This is a genomic window from uncultured Umboniibacter sp. (genome assembly GCF_947497555.1).
GTDB lineage: Bacteria > Pseudomonadota > Gammaproteobacteria > Pseudomonadales > DSM-25080 > Umboniibacter.
Window position 1 is genome coordinate 1 of the sequence record NZ_CANMGY010000018.1, and the last position, 15,470, is coordinate 15,470.

At 48.5% G+C, this 15,470-nt stretch carries 13 protein-coding genes and 1 tRNA gene; all 14 read right to left on the bottom strand.

Annotated features, from left to right (window positions below; genetic code table 11):
• On the bottom strand, window positions 1-92 hold a 92-nt coding region (locus Q0698_RS13035), incomplete at its 3' end, for a GTP-binding protein (protein ID WP_018694456.1).
• Window positions 93-117: 25 nt separating this feature from the next.
• Window positions 118-2,220 carry an elongation factor G gene (gene fusA, locus Q0698_RS13040; RefSeq protein ID WP_298637134.1) on the bottom strand — a complete coding sequence of 701 codons (2,103 nt, stop codon included), beginning with the start codon at window positions 2,218-2,220 and terminating at the stop codon, window positions 118-120.
• A gap of 97 nt (window positions 2,221-2,317) precedes the next feature.
• Entirely contained in the window at window positions 2,318-2,788 is a 471-nt protein-coding gene (rpsG, locus tag Q0698_RS13045) for a 30S ribosomal protein S7 (RefSeq protein ID WP_121877694.1), read from the bottom strand.
• A gap of 73 nt (window positions 2,789-2,861) precedes the next feature.
• Window positions 2,862-3,236, bottom strand: a complete 375-nt coding sequence (gene rpsL, locus Q0698_RS13050; RefSeq protein ID WP_121877695.1) for a 30S ribosomal protein S12 — start codon at window positions 3,234-3,236, stop codon at window positions 2,862-2,864.
• A 135-nt stretch (window positions 3,237-3,371) separates the two neighbouring features.
• Window positions 3,372-7,571 (bottom strand): DNA-directed RNA polymerase subunit beta', encoded by a 4,200-nt coding sequence (gene rpoC, locus Q0698_RS13055; RefSeq protein WP_298637135.1) that lies wholly within the window; start codon window positions 7,569-7,571, stop codon window positions 3,372-3,374.
• A gap of 55 nt (window positions 7,572-7,626) precedes the next feature.
• Window positions 7,627-11,700, bottom strand: a complete 4,074-nt coding sequence (gene rpoB, locus Q0698_RS13060; protein WP_298637136.1) for a DNA-directed RNA polymerase subunit beta — start codon at window positions 11,698-11,700, stop codon at window positions 7,627-7,629.
• 213 nt (window positions 11,701-11,913) lie between these two features.
• A complete protein-coding gene (gene rplL, locus Q0698_RS13065) occupies window positions 11,914-12,285 on the bottom strand; it encodes a 50S ribosomal protein L7/L12 (protein ID WP_121877697.1) in 372 nt (123 codons plus the stop codon).
• A 79-nt stretch (window positions 12,286-12,364) separates the two neighbouring features.
• On the bottom strand, window positions 12,365-12,859 hold the full coding sequence (rplJ, locus tag Q0698_RS13070) for a 50S ribosomal protein L10 (RefSeq protein ID WP_298637137.1): 495 nt from the start codon (window positions 12,857-12,859) through the stop codon (window positions 12,365-12,367).
• 181 nt (window positions 12,860-13,040) lie between these two features.
• Window positions 13,041-13,736: a 50S ribosomal protein L1 gene (gene rplA / locus Q0698_RS13075; protein WP_298637138.1), complete on the bottom strand. Its 696-nt coding sequence runs from the start codon at window positions 13,734-13,736 to the stop codon at window positions 13,041-13,043.
• A gap of 3 nt (window positions 13,737-13,739) precedes the next feature.
• A complete protein-coding gene (rplK, locus tag Q0698_RS13080) occupies window positions 13,740-14,171 on the bottom strand; it encodes a 50S ribosomal protein L11 (protein WP_298637139.1) in 432 nt (143 codons plus the stop codon).
• Window positions 14,172-14,307: 136 nt separating this feature from the next.
• Window positions 14,308-14,838: a transcription termination/antitermination protein NusG gene (nusG, locus tag Q0698_RS13085; protein ID WP_298637140.1), complete on the bottom strand. Its 531-nt coding sequence runs from the start codon at window positions 14,836-14,838 to the stop codon at window positions 14,308-14,310.
• Window positions 14,839-14,846: 8 nt separating this feature from the next.
• Window positions 14,847-15,215, bottom strand: coding sequence for a preprotein translocase subunit SecE (gene secE, locus Q0698_RS13090; protein WP_298637141.1), 369 nt, complete (start codon window positions 15,213-15,215; stop codon window positions 14,847-14,849).
• 28 nt (window positions 15,216-15,243) lie between these two features.
• A tRNA-Trp gene (locus tag Q0698_RS13095) sits at window positions 15,244-15,319 on the bottom strand.
• Window positions 15,320-15,386: 67 nt separating this feature from the next.
• Window positions 15,387-15,470, bottom strand: an 84-nt coding sequence (locus Q0698_RS13360) for a hypothetical protein (RefSeq protein ID WP_366140350.1), incomplete at its 5' end; no start/stop codon positions are given.

The following is a 15,470-nucleotide window of genomic DNA, read 5'->3' on the forward strand; positions in this document are numbered from 1 at the left end:
GCTGCAGTTAGAGTTGTTTTACCATGGTCAACGTGACCGATTGTGCCCACGTTTACGTGGGGCTTGGAACGTTCAAATTTTTCTTTTGCCACGACTAGTGTCCTCGATAGCTAACAGTTAAGAAACATGATTCTTAGCGATGACTGAATCAGCCACGCTACTTGGAGCCTCAGAATACTTAGAGAACTCCATCGTATAGGTCGCTCGACCTTGGGTTGCAGAACGCAGGTCGGTTGCGTAACCGAACATCTCCGCCAAAGGGACTTCGGCATTGACAACCTTTCCTGAAGCGCTTTCTTCCATTCCGGAAATAAGGCCGCGTCGACGGTTTAAATCACCAACAACATCGCCCATATTTTCTTCTGGAGTCACCACTTCAACCTTCATGACCGGTTCCATCAGGATAACATCGCCTTCTTCTGCCAACTTACGAGTTGCCATACCGGCAGCGATTTTAAACGCCATCTCTGAAGAGTCCACATCGTGATACGATCCATCGTATACGGTAGCCTTCAAACCAATCAATGGGTAGCCCGCAAGAACACCATTCTGCATTTGTTCTTCGATACCCTTACCAACCGCCGGAATGTATTCACGAGGAACAACACCGCCAACGATTTCGTTGATAAACTCTAAACCCTCTTCCTCTGACGGTTCAAACTTAATTCTTACGTGGCCATACTGGCCTTTACCGCCGGACTGTCGAACAAACTTTCCTTCGATGTCACAGGCGCTCTTAATTGCTTCGCGATAAGCAACTTGAGGCTTACCTATATTCGCTTCAACATTAAACTCGCGACGCATGCGATCTACTAGCACATCAAGGTGCAGTTCACCCATACCGGAGATAATGCACTGCCCGGTCTCCGGGTCAGTCTTAACACGGAATGATGGATCTTCCTGCGCCAACTTGCTTAAGGCAATACCCATACGCTCCTGATCTGGCTTGGAACGAGGCTCAACCGCCACCGAAATTACCGGCTCCGGGAACTCCATACGCTCAAGAACAATAGGCTTTTTCATATCACACAGCGTATCGCCCGTGGTGACATCCTTTAACCCTACTGCTGCCGCGATATCTCCCGCCAAGACCTCAGTGATCTCTTGACGATCATTCGCATGCATCTGCACCATACGCCCAACTCGCTCGCGCTTTTCTTTCACTGAATTGAAAACGGCTGTGCCGGTTTCCAACTTACCCGAGTAGACCCGGAAGAAAGTAAGTGTACCAACGAATGGATCCGTCGCAATTTTGAAAGCGAGTGCGGCAAACGGCGCATCGTCCTTCGCTTCACGAGCTTCAACTGTTTCATCTTTATTGAGTAAATGACCTTCAATCGCCTTAACTTCGGTTGGCGAAGGCATGTACTCAATCACTGCATCCAAGACTGCTTGAACGCCCTTATTCTTAAATGCGGAGCCGCCGAACACGGGAACAATTTCATTAGCCAAAGTTCGCTGGCGAATCGCTTCCTTGATCTCAGTTTCACTGAGCTCACCCTCTTCGAGGTACTTTTCCATGAGCTCGTCGTTGGCCTCAGCCGCGGCTTCAATCAGGAACTCGCGCGCTTCATCGCATTCATCCTGCATTTCGCCAGGAATGTCACCGTATTCAAAGGTCATTCCCTGATCAGCTTCATTCCACAGAATTGCCTTCATCTTTAAGAGGTCGACAACACCTTTAAATTCATCTTCAGCACCAATCGTCAACTGCATCGGCACTGCATTAGCACCTAATCGTTCACGAAGCTGCTCAACCACACTATTAAAATCAGCACCAGCACGATCCATCTTATTGACGAACACAACGCGCGGCACTTCATACTTATTAGCTTGACGCCAAACTGTTTCGGTTTGTGGCTGTACACCGGACGAGCCACACAACACAACAACAGCACCATCCAGAACACGGAGCGAGCGCTCTACTTCAATCGTGAAGTCTACGTGCCCAGGAGTATCAATAATATTAATACGATGCTCATCAAACTGAGCATTCATTCCCCGCCAGAAGCAGGTTGTAGCCGCCGAGGTGATCGTAATACCACGCTCCTGCTCTTGCTCCATCCAATCCATCGTTGCGGCACCGTCATGTACCTCACCTATCTTGTGAGATAAACCAGTATAGAACAGCACACGTTCGGTGGTGGTTGTTTTACCAGCATCCACGTGAGCAACAATACCAATGTTACGGTAACGATTAATTGGGGTTTTACGAGCCACTACAAATAATTCCTAATTTTTTAGGGCACTTCATGGGAAAAAGGCAGCTGTCGAAACAGCCGCCTTAATCTCGCGAAGAATTCTAACTCCAGCTTCTTTAGAAGCGGAAGTGAGAGAACGCCTTGTTGGCTTCCGCCATACGGTGTACATCTTCACGTTTCTTAACCGCGCCACCTTTCTGTGCTGCAGCGTCAAGAATTTCGCCGGCTAGACGTCCAGGCATGGACTTCTCACCACGGCTACGTGCAAATTCAACCAACCAACGCATAGCAAGTGCTGTGCGTCGTGCTGGGCGAACTTCGACCGGCACCTGGTAAGTTGCACCACCCACACGGCGAGATTTAACCTCAACCATCGGGGCAACGTTTTCTAACGCTTCTTTAAATACTTCTAGTGCATCGCCTTCTGACTTTGCTGCGATAGTATCAAGTGCGCCATATACAATACGCTCTGATAGCGACTTCTTTCCGCTAACCATTACGTGGTTGATGAATTTCGCTAGCGTAACATCACCGAACTTTGGATCCGGTAGAATTTCGCGTTTTGCGACAACTCGTCTTCTTGGCATAATAAAACCCTCTTCTTCAGGCTTTCCTAGGACTGTAAGCCAGCCTAGACCTTACTCGATTCTCTAGAAACGCTTACGCTTTAGGACGCTTAGCACCGTACTTAGAACGGCCCTGACGGCGATCACTAACACCTGATGTATCCAATGTGCCTCGAACGGTGTGATAACGCACACCAGGCAAATCTTTTACACGACCGCCACGAATCAACACAACACTGTGCTCTTGCAAGTTGTGACCTTCACCACCAATGTAGGAAGTCACTTCAAAGCCGTTCGTTAGACGAACACGGCAAACCTTACGAAGTGCAGAGTTTGGTTTCTTCGGGGTAGTAGTGTAAACACGAGTACATACACCACGGCGCTGCGGACATGCCTGCAAAGCAGGAACGTCAGTCTTAATGACTTTGCGCTTTCTAGGCTTACGAACCAACTGGTTGATCGTTGCCATTAAACTACTCCAATTCAATAATATCTAAAAATGTCACTTAGAAACTAAGTAACGGCTCCCATTTATAGGGAGCGCGCATTGTATAGATGGTGATCAAGTGCGTCAAGAGGGGATTCCCCTCCTAACGCGACCATCTTAGAAGTTGCCTTTCAAGGCCTCGGTCAATGCCGCTTCGACTTCATCCGCCGAAACGCCTAGTGAACCAGTGTCTTCAACCTTAACGGCACGCTTACGGCGACGCTCACTGTGGTAAGCGAGGCCAGTACCGGCAGGGATCAGACGACCAACAACAACGTTTTCCTTCAGACCGCGAAGGCGATCGGACTTACCGGTTACAGCTGCTTCCGTTAGGACGCGAGTTGTCTCCTGGAACGATGCCGCCGAGATAAAGCTCTCAGTGGCCAACGATGCCTTGGTAATCCCGAGCAACAGACGCTCGAAGTGGGCTGGCATTTTGCCTTCTGCTTCCAATTTCTTGTTAGCGGCAACGATCGCTTGAAACTCGATCTGCTCACCCTTGATGTATTCAGAGTCACCACCGTCGAGGATTTCGACTTTACGGAGCATCTGACGAACGATAACTTCAATGTGCTTATCGTTAATGCCAACGCCCTGTAGACGGTAAACTTCTTGAATCTCGTTAGTGATATAGTCGGTAAGCGCCGCCACACCCCTCAGACGAAGAATGTCATGTGGGTTTGGTGGGCCATCGGCAATTTCTTCACCTTTAGCAACCGTCTCACCTTCGAATACGCCCATTACACGGTGCTTAGGAATCAACTGCTCCCAATGTGTAGAACCATCGGCAAGTAGCTCGCCGTTGTTCGGGGTAATCACAAGACGACGCTTGCCTTTTGTTTCTTTACCGAATGAAACGGTACCTGATATCTCCGCCAAGATTGACGGTTCTTTCGGCTTACGCGCTTCAAACAAGTCAGCTACGCGAGGTAGACCACCGGTAATATCCTTGTTACCGCTCGATTCCTGAGGAATACGTGCAACAACATCACCAATACCAATCTCATCACCATCGCTCAACGAGAAGATAGCATTCGATGGCAACGCATAGTGCGCCGGAGCGTTACTATTAGGCAGGTTAATTTCCTTACCTTTAGCATCAACTAGCGTAACGGTAGGCTTAAGATCCTTACCCGCTGAAGAGCGCTCGTTCACATCGATGACAGCACGCGTTGAGAGACCAGTGATCTCATCAGTCTGACTGCGAATCGATAAGCCTTCTTCCATGCCGCTGAACTGAACTTTACCCGCCACTTCAGAGACGATTGGGTGCGTGTGTGGATCCCACTTCGCCACCTGAGCACCGCCGTCAACTGAATCACCTTCATTTACCGACAACACAGCACCGTAAGGGAGCTTATAACGCTCACGCTCACGACCATTTTCATCGGCAACAGCAATTTCACCTGAACGCGCAGTCACAACAAGGTTACCGTCAGCGCGGGTTACATACTTAACGTTATGTAGGCGAATTGAACCTTCCTGCTTAACGCGAATACTATCATCAGCAGATGCACGCGATGCCGCACCACCAATGTGGAACGTACGCATAGTAAGCTGGGTACCCGGCTCACCAATTGACTGCGCTGCTACAACACCTACCGAGTCGCCTGGGTTAGTGATATGGCCACGAGCCAAGTCACGACCGTAACACGCCGCACAGATTCCGTGCTCTGCTTCACAAGTAATTGAGCTACGAACAATGATTTCATCAACGTTAGAGCTGTCGATAAGGTTAACTTCTGCCTCATCAATCAAGGTGCCAGCGGCAAGAATTACTTCGCCGTCAACTTCTACATCGCGGGCTACAACACGACCAAGGATACGGTTACCCAATGACTCGATGATGTCACCACCTTCGATGATCGGCGCCATAACCAGGCCTTCTGTGGTGCCACAGTCCGCTTCAGTTACTACAACATCCTGCGCCACATCAACCAAACGACGAGTTAGATAACCCGAGTTTGCGGTCTTAAGTGCGGTGTCAGCCAAACCCTTACGAGCACCGTGAGTAGAGATGAAGTACTGAAGTACGCTCAAACCTTCACGGAAGTTAGCGGTAATAGGTGACTCAATAATCGAACCATCTGGACGCGCCATCAATCCACGCATACCCGCCAACTGACGAATCTGGGCTGGGGAGCCTCGAGCGCCTGAGTCAGCATACATGAAGACCGAGTTGAAGCTAGGCTGCTTCTCTTCTTCACCGTCACGGTTGATCACAAATTCATTCTCGATGCCGTCCATCATTGCTTTCGCAACGAGGTCGTTAGTACGAGACCAAATATCGATAACTTTGTTGTACTTTTCGCCGTGAGTTACCAAGCCAGATTCGTACTGATTTTGAATTTCCGCAACTTCAGCTTCTGCCTGAGCAATGAGCTCCGCTTTAGCATCTGGAATTGCGAAATCGTTCACGCCAATTGAAGAGCCCGACTTAGTCGAGTATTCAAATCCAGCGTACATCAGACGGTCAGCTAGGATCACTGTCGACTTAAGGCCAACGGTACGGTAGCACTCGTCAATCACTGTCGAGATAGCTTTCTTAACCATTGGCTTGTTAACTAGATCAAACGAAAGACCCTTAGGTAGTATTTCGAACAACAGCGCACGACCAACCGTGGTGTCAACGATCTCTCTTTCGCCGGTCTCTTTATCAGTGAAACGTACTTTAACGCGCGCCTGCAGATCAACCTGATGTGAGTGATAGGCGCGTGAAACTTCCGCCATACTCTCAAACACCATGCCTTCACCCATCGCGTTTACACGGTCACGGGTCAACCAATACAAACCTAATACAACGTCCTGCGAAGGTACGATGATTGGCTCGCCGTTGGCTGGCGACAATACGTTGTTCGTAGACATCATCAATGCACGAGCTTCTAGCTGTGCTTCAATTGTCAACGGTACGTGAACAGCCATTTGGTCACCGTCAAAGTCAGCGTTGTACGCTGCACAAACGAGTGGGTGTAGCTGAATAGCTTTACCTTCAATCAGTACCGGCTCGAAGGCCTGGATACCTAGACGGTGAAGAGTTGGTGCACGGTTAAGCAGGACCGGGTGCTCGCGAATTACTTCGTCAAGAATATCCCATACTACTGCATCTTCGCGCTCAACCATCTTCTTAGCTGATTTAATCGTTGTTGCTAAACCGCGAGCTTGAAGCTTGCTGTAGATGAACGGCTTGAAAAGCTCAAGAGCCATCTTCTTCGGTAGGCCACACTGATGCAAACGCAGTGTAGGACCAACAACAATTACAGAACGGCCTGAGTAATCAACACGCTTACCTAGCAAGTTCTGACGGAAACGACCCTGCTTACCTTTGATCATGTCAGCAAGTGACTTCAAAGGACGCTTGTTCGAACCAGTAATAGCACGTCCACGACGGCCATTATCTAGCAACGCATCAACAGATTCCTGAAGCATACGCTTTTCGTTGCGAACAATAATATCTGGCGCACCCAACTCCAACAAACGCTTCAAACGGTTGTTACGGTTGATTACACGACGGTATAAGTCGTTGAGGTCAGACGTCGCGAAACGACCACCATCAAGCGGAACCAATGGGCGAAGATCCGGCGGTAGAACTGGAAGTGCTTCCAGGATCATCCACTCTGGACGGTTGCCCGACTGGTCAAGGGCCTCTAGCAACTTAACGCGCTTAGAAAGCTTCTTGATCTTGGTTTCCGAGTTGGTTGCAGGAATTTCTTCGCGCAGACGCTCGATTTCGTTCTTGATATCCATGTCTAACATGAGTGACTGAATCGCTTCAGCACCCATCTTAGCTTCGAATTCGTCGCCGAACTCTTCCATCGCTTCGAAGTACTGCTCGTCAGTTAGCAACTGACCCACTTCTAACGTGGTCATGCCCGGGTTCGTTACCACGAAAGATTCGAAGTAAAGAACACGTTCGATATCACGAAGCGTCATATCAAGCAGTAAACCAATGCGCGACGGCAATGATTTTAGGAACCAAATGTGTGCCACAGGTGCTGCAAGCTCAATGTGACCCATGCGCTCACGGCGAACTTTCGCCAACGCAACTTCAACGCCACACTTCTCACAAATAACACCGCGGTGCTTTAGACGCTTGTACTTACCACACAAGCACTCGTAATCTTTTACTGGTCCGAAGATTTTGGCGCAGAACAACCCGTCACGTTCAGGCTTGAACGTACGATAGTTGATAGTCTCTGGCTTCTTCACTTCACCGTAAGACCAAGAGCGGATCATCTCTGGCGACGCTAAGCCGACGCGGATGGAATCAAACTCTTCTACTTGGCCCGGTGACTTCAGTAGATTCAATAAGTCTTTCAAGGTATTTCCTCCACTACGCAGGCGAAGCCGGAATGGCCTCGCCTACTGATTCAACTCAGTCGTCTGTGTCCAATTCCATATCGATACCTAGCGAGCGGATTTCCTTCAACAATACGTTGAAAGACTCCGGCATGCCTGGTTCCATACGGTGATCGCCGTCGACAATATTTTTGTACATCTTGGTACGGCCGTTAACGTCATCCGATTTAACGGTCAACATTTCCTGCAACGTATACGCTGCGCCGTACGCCTCAAGTGCCCACACTTCCATCTCACCAAAGCGCTGACCACCAAACTGTGCTTTACCACCTAGCGGCTGCTGGGTAACTAAGCTGTATGATCCCGTTGAACGAGCGTGCATCTTGTCATCGACAAGGTGGTTCAACTTGAGCATGTACATGTAGCCAACCGTAACAGGGCGTGTAAACGCATTACCTGTACGACCGTCGAACAAGGTCATCTGACCTGAATCAGGTAGATCTGCTAGACGAAGAAGCTCTTTGATCTCACTCTCTCGAGCACCATCAAATACGCGCGTTGCCATCGGCACACCTGCTTTCAGGTTACCCAGCATGTGCAAGACTTCTTCATCAGTTAACTCACTGATATCGGTATGCTGATCGCCACCGGTGTTGTATAGCTCCATGAGGAACTCACGAATCTCAGCAAGCTTGCGCTGCTCTTTCATCATGCGATCAATCTTTTCACCCAGACCTTTAGCCGCTAAGCCAAGGTGAGTTTCTAGAATCTGACCAACGTTCATTCGCGAAGGAACACCAAGAGGGTTCAATACGATATCAACCGGTACACCGTGCTCGTCAAAAGGCATGTCCTCAACCGGCATGATTACCGAGATAACACCCTTGTTACCATGACGACCAGCCATTTTATCACCTGGCTGAATACGGCGCTTAACTGCTAGATAAACCTTAACAATCTTAAGTACACCAGGAGCCAAGTCATCGCCGCTGCGAATCTTGCCCTGCTTAACTTCAAAGCGCTCGTCCAGTTCTGCACGAACTGTTTCAAGCTGAGTCTTAGCCGCTTCGATTGCTTCGTTAGCGGTGTCGTCTGCAAGACGAATCTTCATCCACTCGTCTTTCTCAAGACCAGCTAGAAGTTCTGCAGTTAACTCATCACCCTTCTTAAGACCAGCACCACCGGTAACTTTCTTACCAATTAGCTGCTTCTCTAGACGACCGTAAGTTGCCGACTGAACGATGCGGAACTCTTCGTTCAAATCTTTGCGGTACTCGTCCAACATGTCCTTTTCGATCTCAAGCGAACGCGTGTCTTTGGCTAGGCCATCACGAGTGAATACTTGAACATCGATAACCGTACCTTTGGTACTGGTTGGAACACGTAGCGAGGTATCCTTAACATCAGAGGCCTTCTCGCCGAAGATGGCACGGAGTAGTTTCTCTTCTGGCGTTAGCTGAGTTTCGCCCTTCGGCGTCACCTTACCAACCAGAATGTCATTGGCATCAACTTCTGCACCAATGTAAACAATACCCGACTCATCTAGCTTTGATAGTGCCGCTTCACCAACGTTAGGAATATCAGCAGAAATTTCTTCTGAACCCAACTTGGTATCACGAGCAACACAGGTCAACTCTTGGATGTGAATACTAGTGAAACGATCTTCTTCAACAACGCGCTCCGATACTAGGATCGAATCCTCGAAGTTGTAACCGTTCCAAGGCATGAACGCGATGCGCATGTTTTGACCCAGTGCCAACTCACCCAAGTCAACGGAAGGACCGTCAGCTAGGATGTCGCCACGAGCAACAATATCACCTTCATTAACAATAGGACGCTGAGAGATACAGGTGTTCTGGTTAGAACGGGTGTACTTCGTCAGGTTGTAGATATCTACACCTGCATCATCACCTACTTCTTCATCAGCAACACGAACAACGATACGACCGCCGTCCACTGAATCAATCACACCGCCACGACGTGCTACGGCACAAACGCCTGAGTCACGTGCCACTGCACGCTCCATACCGGTACCAACTAATGGCTTCTGAGCCTTCAGGGTAGGCACTGCCTGACGCTGCATGTTCGAGCCCATTAGCGCTCGGTTAGCATCATCGTGCTCGAGGAATGGAATCAGTGACGCTGCAACCGAAACAACCTGCTTAGGCGAAACGTCTTGATACTGAACGTCAGCAGCGGGTTTAACGGTGAATTCGCTTTCGTAACGAACGTTTACCAGCTCGTCAGTTAGCTCACCCTTCGCGTTAACCGTTGCCGATGCCTGCGCAATAACCGAGCGCATTTCATCAATAGCAGATAGGTAAACCACTTCATCGGTTACCTTACCGTTCTTAACAACACGGTATGGACTCTCTAGGAAACCATACTGATTAGCTTGCGCATAGGTCGCCAGGGAATTGATCAAACCAATGTTTGGACCTTCCGGCGTTTCGATTGGACAAACTCGACCGTAGTGCGTTGAGTGAACGTCACGTACTTCAAAGCCGGCACGCTCACGGGTCAAACCACCTGGGCCTAACGCCGATACACGTCGCTTGTGCGTGATTTCAGATAACGGATTGTTTTGATCCATGAACTGAGATAACTGACTTGAACCAAAGAACTCTTTAACGGCTGCCGCAACCGGCTTAGCGTTAATAAGATCCTGCGGCATCAACCCTTCGCTCTCTGCCATCGAAAGACGTTCTTTAACCGCACGCTCAACGCGAACTAAACCAACACGGAATTGGTTCTCGGCCATTTCACCAACCGAGCGAACTCGACGGTTACCTAGGTGATCGATATCATCGACTTCACCCTTGCCGTTACGGATATTAATAAGTTCTTCGATGACGCGAACGATATCTTCAGGAGAAAGTGTACCTTCACCTTCATCACCTTCAAGCTCTAGACGACGGTTGAACTTCATGCGACCAACCGCTGAAAGATCATAGCGCTCCGGCGAGAAGAATAGATTCTGGAACAAACCTTCTGCAGAATCCTTCGTTGGCGGCTCACCTGGACGCATCATGCGGTAGATTTCAACTAGCGCCTCAAGCTCGGTACGCGTGGTATCGATGCGAAGCGTCTCAGAGATGAAGTCACCACAGTCAAGGTCGTTGGTGTAAAGCGTAGTAAAGGTCTTAACACCAGCGGCGCCGAGCTGCTCAAGAACTTCTTCACTTACCGAGGTATTACACTCAACAATCACTTCACCGGTTTTCTTGTCGATGATGTCATTAGCCAATGCTTTACCAGCTAGGTACGTTACTGGAACCTGAAGCTCTTTTAAGCCACTTTTCTCGATGTTGCGAATATGGCGCGCCGTGATACGACGACCTTCTTCAGCAATGACGTTACCGTCAGGATCAATGATATCAAACGCCGCAATTTCACCACGAAGACGCTGAGGAATAAGCTTGAGCATCAAGCCCTTCTTCGTGATTTTGTAGGTGTCGGTATCAAAGAAACGAGAAAGAATCTCTTCATTGGTGTAACCAATTGCACGCAAAAGGATAGTAACCGGAAGCTTACGGCGACGGTCGATACGGACGAAGACATTATCCTTCGGATCGAACTCGAAATCTAACCATGAGCCACGGTATGGGATAACACGCGCTGAGTGCAATAGTTTGCCCGAAGCGTGAGTCTTACCTTTGTCGTGATCAAAGAAAACACCAGGTGAACGGTGAAGCTGCGACACAATCACTCGTTCGGTACCATTAATTACAAAGGTACCATTTTCAGTCATGAGCGGAATTTCGCCCATATAAACTTCCTGCTCCTTGATATCCTTAATACTCTTATTACCAGAGTCTTTATCATAGATAATCAAGCGAACACGAACACGTAGCGGAACAGCGTAAGTTACGCCACGTAAAATACATTCTTGAACATCAAATTCTGGATCACCCAAAACGTAACTTACGTATTCAAGCGCTGCGCTGCCCGAATGACTAACGATTGGAAAAACAGATTTGAAAGCAGCCTGAAGACCCATATCAAGACGCGCATCAGGATTAACACCATCCTGCGTGAACTTCTTGTATGAATCGAGCTGAATCGAGAGTAGGAAAGGCACATCCATTGCTTCCGGTAGTTTACCGAAATCTTTACGAATGCGTTTCTTCTCAGTGTATGAATAAGCCATCAGCGTTCCCCAGCTTGTTGCACCTTGTTGATAGGTCAAACAACCTTTGTGCACGGGTGGTGCACCTAATTTCCGCATTAAAGCTGCGGTGGACTTCCATAATTTAATGCCGTCATGGTTGGCAATTTCTTAAACGACAAAAGGCTGACGGTAAAAACCGCCAGCCTCGCTCGCTAGCAGGTGCTAACGAGTAGCGTTTTATTGAACTCAGTATTACTTAAGTTCAACAGATGCGCCAGCTGCTTCAAGCTCTGCTTTAGCTGCTTCTGCGTCATCCTTAGATACGCCTTCTTTAACAGTTGACGGTACGCCGTCAACCATTCCTTTCGCTTCTTTAAGGCCAAGACCTGTAAGACCACGAACGGCTTTAATTACGTTAACTTTCTTATCGCCTGCGCCGGTAAGAACAACGTCGAATTCAGTTTGCTCAGCAGCTGCGCCGCCAGCATCTGCACCGCCAGCTACAGCTACTGCTGCCGCTGCTGATACGCCGAATTTTTCTTCCATTGCTTCAATAAGAGCAACTACGTCTGTTACAGACATTTCTGCAACTGCGTTGATGATATCTTCTTTAGTCAAAGACATGAGTCAGTACCTAATTTAGTGAGCATATTTGCTCGTATTAATAGACAAACAAAACAAAAGCTTACGGAAAATCCGTGAATTACGCTGCTTCTGCTTCTTTTTGATCGCGAATAGCCGCAATAGTGCGAACCAACTTACCCGCAGACGCTTCTTTCATAACGCTCATAAGCTTAGCAATAGCCTCGTCGTATGTAGGCAAGCTTGCCAACAACGCGATGTCCGTTACTTTACCTTCGAACGCAGCACCTTTAAGTTCAAGCTTATCGTTACTCTTAGCGAATTCCTTAAGAATACGCGCGCCAGCACCTGGGTGCTCGGCAGAGAATGCAATAATACTTGGACCAACCAATGTGTCAGTAACACATTCGAATTCGGTACCCTGAAGAGCGCGACGCGCCAAGGTGTTACGAACAACTTTTAACCAAACGCCGTTCTCACGAGCCTCTTTGCGTAAAGCGTTCATATCACCAACTGTTACACCGCGTGAATCCGCGATCACAGCTGACAATGCGCTTTCTGCAGCTTGCTGGACTTCTGCGACAATCGCTTTCTTGCCTTCTAGTCCAATAGCCATATAGTCACTCCTGGATTTGAATAAAACCTAGCAATATTGCTAGATCACCTCGGTGCTCAACACAAATCCAGCTAAAACTGGTTTGGGAAACAACACCATCTGCGTAGGCTATTAAGTGCAAGCACACCTACGGTCTTTGATGGCCTGAATACATGTATTCAGACCCCAAAGTTTAAGCCGATTATGCCTCTAGCGAACCAAGGTCAAGGCTTAGACCAGGACCCATAGTGCTTGAAAGCGTAATCTTCTTAACGTACTGACCTTTTGCAGCAGCAGGCTTAAGCTTTTTCAGCTCAGCTAGCAGCGACTCAAGGTTCTCTTTGATAGCCACTTCGTCGAATGAAACACGACCGATGCCGCCATGAACGATACCGCCTTTATCAGCACGGAAACGAACCTGACCAGCCTTCGCGTTTGCAACAGCCGTTGCTACGTCTGGAGTTACAGTACCAGTCTTAGGGTTTGGCATTAGGCCGCGAGGACCTAAAACCTGACCCAACTGTCCAACAACGCGCATTGCATCCGGTGATGCAACAACAACGTCAAAATCCATCATGCCGCCTTTAATTTCAGCAGCAAGCTCATCCATACCTACGAGGTCAGCACCAGCTTCTTTCGCAGCGTCAGCATTTGCACCTTGAGTGAAAACAGCAACGCGAACGGTTTTACCAGTACCATGTGGCAACGTCGTTGCACCACGGATAGCCTGGTCGGATTTACGTGGATCGACACCCAAGTTCACAGCGGCCTCTACGGTCTCTTCGAACTTAGCTGTGCCTAATTCTTTAATTAGCGCAACCGCTTCTGAAATGCTGTATAGCTTAGTGCTATCAACTTTCTCGGCGATCAGCTTTTGACGCTTAGTTAGCTTAGCCATGGATTACAGACCCTCTACAGTGATGCCCGCACTACGTGCAGAGCCAGCAATTGTACGTACCGCAGCATCCATATCAGCTGCGGTAAGATCTGCCATCTTGGTGGTAGCGATTTCTTCCAACTGCGCGCGAGTTACCGAAGCAACTTTAACGGTGTTAGGCGTACCAGAACCTTTCTGGATACCTGCAGCTTTACGCAACAAGACTGACGCTGGAGGCGTCTTTCTGATGAACGTGAAAGAACGATCTGCATAGACAGTGATAACAACAGGGATTGGAAGACCTGCTTCCATATCTTGAGTTTCTGCGTTAAACGCCTTACAAAACTCCATGATGTTAACACCGCGCTGACCTAGCGCTGGACCAACTGGTGGACTTGGATTAGCCTTACCCGCTGGCACCTGTAGCTTGATATAAGCTTCAACTTTCTTAGCCATTTCATTTCTCCTATTGGGTACAAACGCCGTTAAGCTCCCCGGTTAACGCCACAAGGCGATTTAGCACGTTTTTTAACGCGCAAAAAGCCCACCTCAATCATTTCGATTAAAGCAGGCTTAATTCAGCATGTTGAGCTTAGGCCTTTTCGACCTGACCGAATTCTAGCTCAACTGGCGTAGAACGCCCGAAAATAAGTACGGCCACCTTGAGGCGACTCTTCTCATAATCAACTTCTTCAACAACTCCATTGAAGTCGTTGAAAGGACCATCATTAACACGAACAACTTCGCCCGGCTCAAAGACTGTCTTCGGCCTTGGCTTATCATCCGATTGAACGCGGTCCAATATCTTGTTTGCTTCAGCTTCTGTAATTGGCGATGGCTTATCAGCCTTACCACCAATGAAACCCATAACACGCGGCGTCTCTTTTACAAGATGCCATGATGCATCCGACAATTCCATCTGAACAAGTACATATCCAGGGAAGAACTTACGCTCACTCTTGCGCTTTTGACCTGCGCGCATCTCAACAACTTCTTCAGTAGGAACTAAGATATCACCGAAGCTGTCCTGCATATCAAGAAGCTCAACACGCTCTTGAAGTGCTAACGCCACTTTTTTCTCGTACCCAGAATAAGCATGAACTACGTACCAACGCTTTGACATGTCTACTCCTAGCTAATAATTGAAGAGATTGCCCAACCAAGGAGCATATCAATGAAATACAAAATGATGCCCATGATGACAACTACTACCAGGACAATCAAGGTTGTTTGATTTGTTTCCTTACGCGTAGGCCAAATAACCTTGCGTAGTTCACTGCGCGAAGCTGCCAGCGACACCAAAAAACCCTTTCCTTTCGCAGTTAGCAATGCAATACCCGCTGCAACAACAGATAGCGCTGCGATACCACCCCAACGAACCCATGAAGAGTATGCATCTAAATAGACGTTCGTTGCAATTGCCGCTCCAACCAAAATAACGACAAAAACCCACTTAAGGGCGTCGAAACTTGATTCTTGCGCTTCGTTTTGTTCTGTCATATACGAAACCTGAATCGATAAAATAAAATGGCAGGCCAGGAGGGACTCGAACCCCCAACACCCGGTTTTGGAGACCGGTGCTCTACCAATTGAACTACTGGCCTGCAACCCTCCCGAAGGAGGAAAACCAGCGACCCGACAATTCGAGCCGCTAGAATCGTTACTCTAAGATTATTCTACAATCTTAGAAACAACGCCGGCGCCAACAGTACGGCCACCTTCACGGATTGCGAAACGCAAACCTTCTTCCATCGC